The organism is Cupriavidus sp. IDO (assembly GCF_000812465.1).
In the GTDB taxonomy this organism is placed as follows: domain Bacteria; phylum Pseudomonadota; class Gammaproteobacteria; order Burkholderiales; family Burkholderiaceae; genus Cupriavidus.
The window spans coordinates 1-6,802 of record NZ_JWMA01000053.1 but is presented as its reverse complement, the minus strand read 5'-3'; the positions used below and the strand labels follow the sequence as shown (position 1 = coordinate 6,802).

The 6,802-nt window shown below is 66.6% G+C and carries 4 protein-coding genes; all 4 read right to left on the bottom strand.

Annotated elements, in window-relative coordinates:
- Nucleotides 1-25 precede the first annotated feature (25 nt).
- Nucleotides 26-778, bottom strand: a complete 753-nt coding sequence (locus RM96_RS17050; protein WP_039012264.1) for a peptidylprolyl isomerase — start codon at nucleotides 776-778, stop codon at nucleotides 26-28.
- A gap of 71 nt (nucleotides 779-849) precedes the next feature.
- Entirely contained in the window at nucleotides 850-2,232 is a 1,383-nt protein-coding gene (locus tag RM96_RS17045; RefSeq protein WP_039012263.1) for an HlyD family efflux transporter periplasmic adaptor subunit, read from the bottom strand.
- On the bottom strand, nucleotides 2,229-4,838 hold the full coding sequence (locus RM96_RS17040) for an FHA domain-containing protein (protein ID WP_039012261.1): 2,610 nt from the start codon (nucleotides 4,836-4,838) through the stop codon (nucleotides 2,229-2,231). Before RM96_RS17040 ends, RM96_RS17045 begins: the two co-directional genes overlap by 4 nt.
- Nucleotides 4,839-5,066: 228 nt before the next feature.
- Entirely contained in the window at nucleotides 5,067-6,509 is a 1,443-nt protein-coding gene (locus tag RM96_RS17035) for an efflux transporter outer membrane subunit (RefSeq protein ID WP_238587304.1), read from the bottom strand.
- Nucleotides 6,510-6,802 lie beyond the last annotated feature (293 nt).

The window sequence follows — 6,802 nt, the reverse complement described above, 5'->3', positions numbered from 1 at the left end:
AGGCTCGACGGGCGCGCCCGCCTCGCTAGCGGGCTTCGATGACATGTTCCTGCGCCCTGGCCATCAGCCAGTCCTCGCGCAACAGCCGCCGCACTTCCACCGCCACATCACTGTCCAGCGTGGCCGGATGCTTGGCACGTACCAGGAAGACCTCGAAGAAGGAGCGGTCCGGTGCGGGAAACGGCCCCAGCAGGTCCCCGGCCTCGGCGTTGAAGACCTTGGCCTCGATGTCGGTCTTGAGCGACCCGCGCAGCACCTTGCCGATCTCGCCGCCCTGCTCGCGCGTGTCGGCAATGGAATGCTCGCGCGCCATCTCGGCAAAGCTGTCGGGGTCGTCCTGCAGGTAGGAGATCAGCTCCTTCGCCTTGCCTTCGCTGTCCACCACGATGTGGCTGACTTCGATGCTGTCGAAGCGCGGCGAATTGAGCGTGAAGTAGTCCTGCACGGCCTCGTCGCTGCAGACCTTCTCCATCATCCGTTCCTGGTAGAGACTGTCCGTGATGAACGCCTCGAACTCGTCCAGGCTCACGCCCAGCGCATCGAGGTAGTGGTTCATGTCGGCCGCGCGGTGCAGGCCCTGCACGCGCCGGAACTGGTCCGCGCGCTCCTGGATCTCCTCCGGCGTCACCTGGATGCCCTGCCGCCTGGCCGCATGCACGGTCAGCTTGTCGCGCACCATTTGCTCGATCAGGCCCTCGAACTGTCCGGTCAGCTTGAGCCGCCTGACAAATTCGTCGACCCCGAGCACCTCGTCGTCGATTCGCACAATGCCTGTCATTTTCCTGGCTCCTTTGACGGCCTCCGCTGCGGCTGTCGGGACATGCTTCGGTTCTTGCCGGCCGCTCCGGTCTACCCCGCCACCTGGCGGAACGGATCGAGGCCGAGATCGATCAGCCTGCGCTCGCGCACCACGATCTCCGCCGTGGCGGTCATGCCGTAGCGCAGCGGGTACTTGTTGCCGCCCACCGCGTAGTAGTCGCGCGCCAGCCGCACGCGGCCTTCATAGACCGGCTGCTTGTTCGGCCCCGCCGGCTTGGTGGCCGGCGAGATGTATTCCAGCGTGCCTTCAATCAGCCCGTAGCGCTGGTAAGGGAAAGCGTTGAACTTGAGCTTCACGGGCAGCCCTTCGCGCAGGAAGGCGCGGTCGCGCTCGGCAATCTCGACTTTGAGCACCGGGCGCGCATCCTTGGGTGCAATCCCGCCGAGCGGAGTGTTGGCCTGGATCTTGTCACCGCGCTGGGTCGAAGTGACATCTGTCACCACGCCCGATACCGGCGCCAGGATCAGCAGGAAGTTGTCCTTGTCGATATTCTCGAAGCGGATGCGCGCGGCGGCATCCGCCACCAGCCGCGCGGTCTGCACCTGCAGGCGCAGCTTGTCCTCGGTGTTGGAGATCTCGCGCATGGCGGCGTCGTACTGCACGCGCAGGCCGGCCAGGTCTTGCCCGCTGCTCTCCAGCTGGGCATTGGCCTGCGTGAACTCCTGGCTCAGCCGGGCATCCAGTTCGGTCAGCCGGGACTGCGCAATACGCAGGTTGTTCTCCGCCTCCTGCGTGGTGGCGCGCTTGGCTTCCACCTGCGACTGCGACACGCCACCGCCACCCGGCAAGGCAAACAGCCGCACGTAACGGTCCTGCTCCTGCCGGGCGAATTCACGCGCACGGCGCGCGTTTTCCAGGTTGCTGCGCGCCTCCTGCAACTGCGCGCGCTGCTGTTCGGCCAGCCGCGTGGTGCCCTCGGCCACGCGGTTTTCATGCTGGCGGGTCGCCACGTCGATCTGCTGCTTGAGTGCGGCGGCCTTGCGCTCCATCAGCGCCTTCTTTTCCGGGAACTGCTTCCATTCACGCTCGGAGTCTTCCAGCTTCAGCCGCGCTTCCAGCGCGTTGGCGGCGGCTTCGATCGCGCCGCGCGCATTCAGCCGTGCCACCACGTCGTCCTTGGAGACCGGCTGGCCTTCGGCCACATACAGGTCGGCCAGCTCGCCGTCCACCGGCGCATAGAAGCGGCGCACCTCCGATTCCGGTGCCAGCGTGCCATCGGCGGTAACGATGACATCCGCATGCCCGAAAAACGACCACACCAGCCCGCACAGCACCAGCGCGAAGGTGGTCACCACCGTCAGCAGGCTCAGGCGCCAGGGCTCCGCGCTGAGAATGGCAATGCCTTCGGCGCTGTGGTCCTCCAGCGCCTCGGACAGGGGCTTGAGGCGATTGTCGCCGCTCTCGTCCTTCATCGCTGCGCTCCCTGCGGCTTGCCGTCGCTGCCCGACGCGGCTGTATCGGCCTCCTTCGCCTCGCCGCTTTCCGCGGAGCCAGCGCCTTGCTCGCCGCCGATCAGATCGAGCTTCGCTTTCAGCACCGCGGGGTCCAGCACCATGCGCAGATCACGCAACGAGCGCCGCTGCAGGTCGGCTTCGGTCTTGATCTCGTCTTCGATCTTGCTCCATTGCGCCAGATCCGCGCTTTCGCCCGCCTTGAGCTGCGCATAGATGCGCATGCCCTGCCGCGCATCGTCCTGGGCCTCGGACAGCAGCTTCGCCTGCGAGCGGAACTTCGGCGAGATGCCGGACTCCAGCCGCTGCTCGCCGCCGATCAGTCCGTTGCTTCGATATTGCTTCCATGCCGCCAGCGCGCGGTTCATCAGGTCGCGGGCACGACGCAGCGCGCTGTCGCGGATGGCGTTCACATCCGACTCGACGGCCTTGGCGAAGTACCTGTCCTGATCCGGGTCGAGCATCGCGTAGAAACCCAGCAGGCTGTCTTCATATCCCTTGCCGCCACGCGCGGTCTGCAACGCCGCGAACTGCGCGGCGACCTGCTGCTTGTGCGCGGCGTCGCGCGCAATGTCGTCCGCCCAGGGGCCGGTGTGGATCTGGCGCAGGGTGGCAAGCGTGGTCGTGCTGTCGCCCTGTTGCCACGCCTGGGCCGCGGCCGCGTACTGGCGCGCCACCTCCGGCGGTGGCAGGCGCGGCGACAGCCGGGCGAACTGTGCCTGGAACGGCGGCGTGGTGAAGCTGGCAGCCGAGAGCCGCGCGATCAGCGAACCCATCGCACGCGCGCGCAAGGCCTGCATCAGCTCGGTATAGCGGCGCAGGTCTTCCTGCACACGGTCCATGCCGGCCAGCCGGGGATATTTCTCTTTGTACTCCGCCACGACCGGCTGCAGCGCCTCGGGCCGGTCACGCGACAGCTCGGCGCCGATGGCGGCGTTGAGGCGGTCGATGGCCGCGAGGTAGAGCGATTCGTCGTTCTGCAGCTTGCGCACGTCGCTCAGCGCATCCGCATAGACGTCACGGAAAGCAGGCTCATAGGTAGCGATGCGGCCAAGTGCGCGCTGGTGCAGCACGGTGTCCTGATTCCAGTGGGCCAGCAACGCGCGGATCGGCGCTTCGTCGGTGTAGAGCCGGATCGGTCCGTCGGCACCGCCCCGCTGCGCGATAAAGCGCGTGAGCCCGCCTATCCACGCGAGTTCGGCCACCAGTGGACGCGCGTCGGCATTGTGCTGGCTGCGGGACTTCATCTCGGCCAGCACGGCGTCCGCGCCGGCGAAATCCCGGGCCTTGAGCCTGCCGGCCCAGGCGGCCACGTAGGCGCGCATGACCGCCTCCGTTCCCATTGCCTGGAATTGCTCATCGCCGGGATGCCGCGCAAGGTACGCATCGGCTACCTGCGCAGCCTGCGCCGCCTGTGCGCTTGCGCCACTGGCCAGCAGCGCCCTGACCTGGCGCTCGGGGCCGCCGCGCCAGTACATCGTGCCGAGGATCACCGCAAGGACCGCCAGCGCCGCGCCACCCCAGCGGGCCGCACGTCTGGCGCGCGCGGCATCCTGCAGCCCGAAGCTCTTTGCCGCTTCCCGCACCATCAGCGCGATCCGCCCCCGTGGCCGCTGCTCGTGGTGTGCGGAGGCAGCGGTGGCCGCAGCGGCCTGCGCATCGGCTTCGGCATTCACCTCGTCTTCCTGCTGCGCGCGATAGTCGACGCAGAAGATATCGAGGAACGAGTCGGCCGCGCCGACAAAGGTGGTCTTGTCGCCGTCATCGCCCGCGGCGGGCGCCGCGGCGGCAACGGCCTCGACGTCGCTGGCCGGCGCCGACATGACCGTCCTGGTTGCCGTGGCGTCCGCATCGCCTTCCCGCTGGAGCGCCGCCTTGTAGACGAAGTGATTGCCGCCAAAGGCGATCAGGTCGCCGTCCTTCAGCGGCACCCCGTGGTCCACCAGGCGCTTGCCGTTGACGAACGTGCCGTTGGTGCTGCCCAGGTCCTCCAGGAACGGCTCGCCGCCCTTTAGGTAGATATGCGCGTGCCGGCGCGACAGGTAGTTGACCTGCTGCGGATAGCTGTCCTTGTAGCGCGCGAAGGCGTCGTCGGCCTTGCCGATCAGGTAGGGAAAACCGGCGACCTGGATTGGCTGCAGGCCGATGTCGTTGCGCTCCGGCTCCAGTGTCAGCGCGACGTGCGGCGGCTCCGGCGCCGGCGCACGCGGAGAAAGGCGCACGCGGAACGACAGTGTCGAGCCGAATGCGACTTCATCGCCATCGCGCAGGCGCGACGGCTGCTGCGCCACCGCGGCGCCATTCACCACCGTGCCGTTCTTGCTGCCCAGGTCCGCCACGTACACCGCGCCATGCTCGGCAAAGATGCGCGCATGGCGGCGCGACAGTACCGCCACCACTTCTTCCGGATACGAGGCAAAAGGGGTTTCGCTGCGGCCGACGGCGAACAAGTCTTCGCCGATGCGGATCTCGCCCAGCTCCGGACGGGAGACGGGCGAGAGAAAGATATCGAACTCCTGACCCACCCTCACCGGCATTTCCATGATCAGTGCGTCGTCAGGGCCCATGTTTCCAAAGAACCAACAGCGCGGTCACGACTGCGACCGGGCGGTGAGGATAAATCGACTAAGAACATAGTAGGCGACGCCTTACGCTAGTCAATCGGCTGTATGGACCGCAAATGCACGCGTGGCGCCGCTTGCGTGGCCTCGTTCGCGCATCGCAGGGAGGCTATCCGGCGGCAGGGTATGCAACGCGTTGCGTGCGCAGCCAGGCCGCGCGTGCAGGCAACGTCCCTATTGCGTGCTGTTCGCGGCCGCGTTGCGCACTTCCGCAGCAGGCCAGCCACCGCCAAGCGCCTTGTAGAGCGTGACTGTGTCGGCCAGGATTTGTTGGTGCATGCCCAACAACGCGAGTTGCGCGGCGAGCAGCGACCGCTCCGTCTCGAACACTTCCAGTTGCGAGACCACCCCTTCCCTAAGTTGCGCCTCGATCTGGGCGGACACGACGCGCAGCTGGTCGACCTGCTGCTGCAGTTCCACGCGCTGCTTCTTGTGCGCGTCGACGTTGACCAGCGCGGTCTCCACTTCCTCGAAGGCCGTCATCACCGTGCGTCCGTACTCGTTTTCCGCCACCCCGATCTGGGCTTCCGTGGTCTTCACGCGCGCACGCACGTTGGGGTCCAGCATCGGCAGGTTGATGCTGGGCATGAAACCGAAGGTGAATGACTTCAACAGGTCACTCAGCGCAAAGCTGGCCGTGCCGCCGCGTGCCGTCAGGCTGAGGCTCGGCAGTTGCGCCAGGCGCGCCTGGCCCACGATGTTGTACGCGGCCAGCACGCGGTATTCCGCCGCCACGATATCCGGGCGGCGCGCCAGCAACTGCGACGGCAGGCCGGCAGGCACCGGCGGCGGCTGGACACGATCCTGCAGCTTGCCCGGCGGCACCTTGAAATTCCCGGCGGGCACGCCAACCAGCGTGGCCAGCGCGTTCTCCGCCACGTCGCGCGAGCGGCGCAACTCGAGCAGGTCCTTGTTCAGGCGGTTGATTTCCGCCTGCTGCTGCATCACGCGGATCTTTGGCACCAGCCCATGCTGGTACATCGCCTGGTAGGTGGTCAGGATCTGGCCATTCTTCTGCACGGTGCGGCTCTGCTGGTCGATCTGCTCATCGAACTGGAGGATCTGGAAGTAAGTGGTCGATACATTCGACACCAGCGTCAGGTAGCCGGCGCGCCAGTCAGCCTCGGTCGCGTGGAATTCCGCGGTCTGCGCCTGTACGCCCTTTTCAACCTTGCCCCAGATATCGATATCCCAGTTGAGCTGGGCGCCGAGGTTGTAGGTCCACGTGCCCTTCTGGCCGGTACTCTTGTCGAAACTCGCGCCCGCGCCGACGTCGACAACCGGCAGCGCGCCGGCCTTGGCCTCGCCGATCTGGGCACCAGCCACGCGGATTCGGGCAGCGAGCACCTTGATATCGTAGCTGCCGGAGAGTGCCTGCTCGATCAGCCTGTTCAGGTAGGGATCCTTGAATCCCTGCCACCAGTTTGGCAGCACGGTTTCGGCCGGCGACACCGTGATCGATCCCTGGCGCGACCACTCGGCCTTGGCCGGCGTTTCCGGCCGCTGGTACACCGGCGGCTTGAAATCCGCGCAGCCGGCAAGCAGTGCCACGCTGGCGGCCAGCCAGAATGCACGCCGCCGGCAAGCGGTGAATGAGGCAACGAGGGATGTGGGCACGATGTCTTCCTGCGTGCGACGGCGACAATCGGGAGGCGCGCGGTCCGGTGCTTCCCTGCCGTATGTCAGTCTGTATTGTGGTTCGCGCCGCGGCGCGCTCCAACCCCGATTTACAGGCGAAAAAATTGCGCCGCGAGGACGCCCTCGCGGCGCGGCGCCATCTCAACAATCTTCTCAACGATAGATATTGTTGCTGGCGTTCTGGTTGGTGTGCAGGTCGGACTTGACGTGGTCGAGGAAGGCCGAGCCGTTGCCGTTCAGGTTGGTGACGCTCTGCATCTGGGCGATTTCCT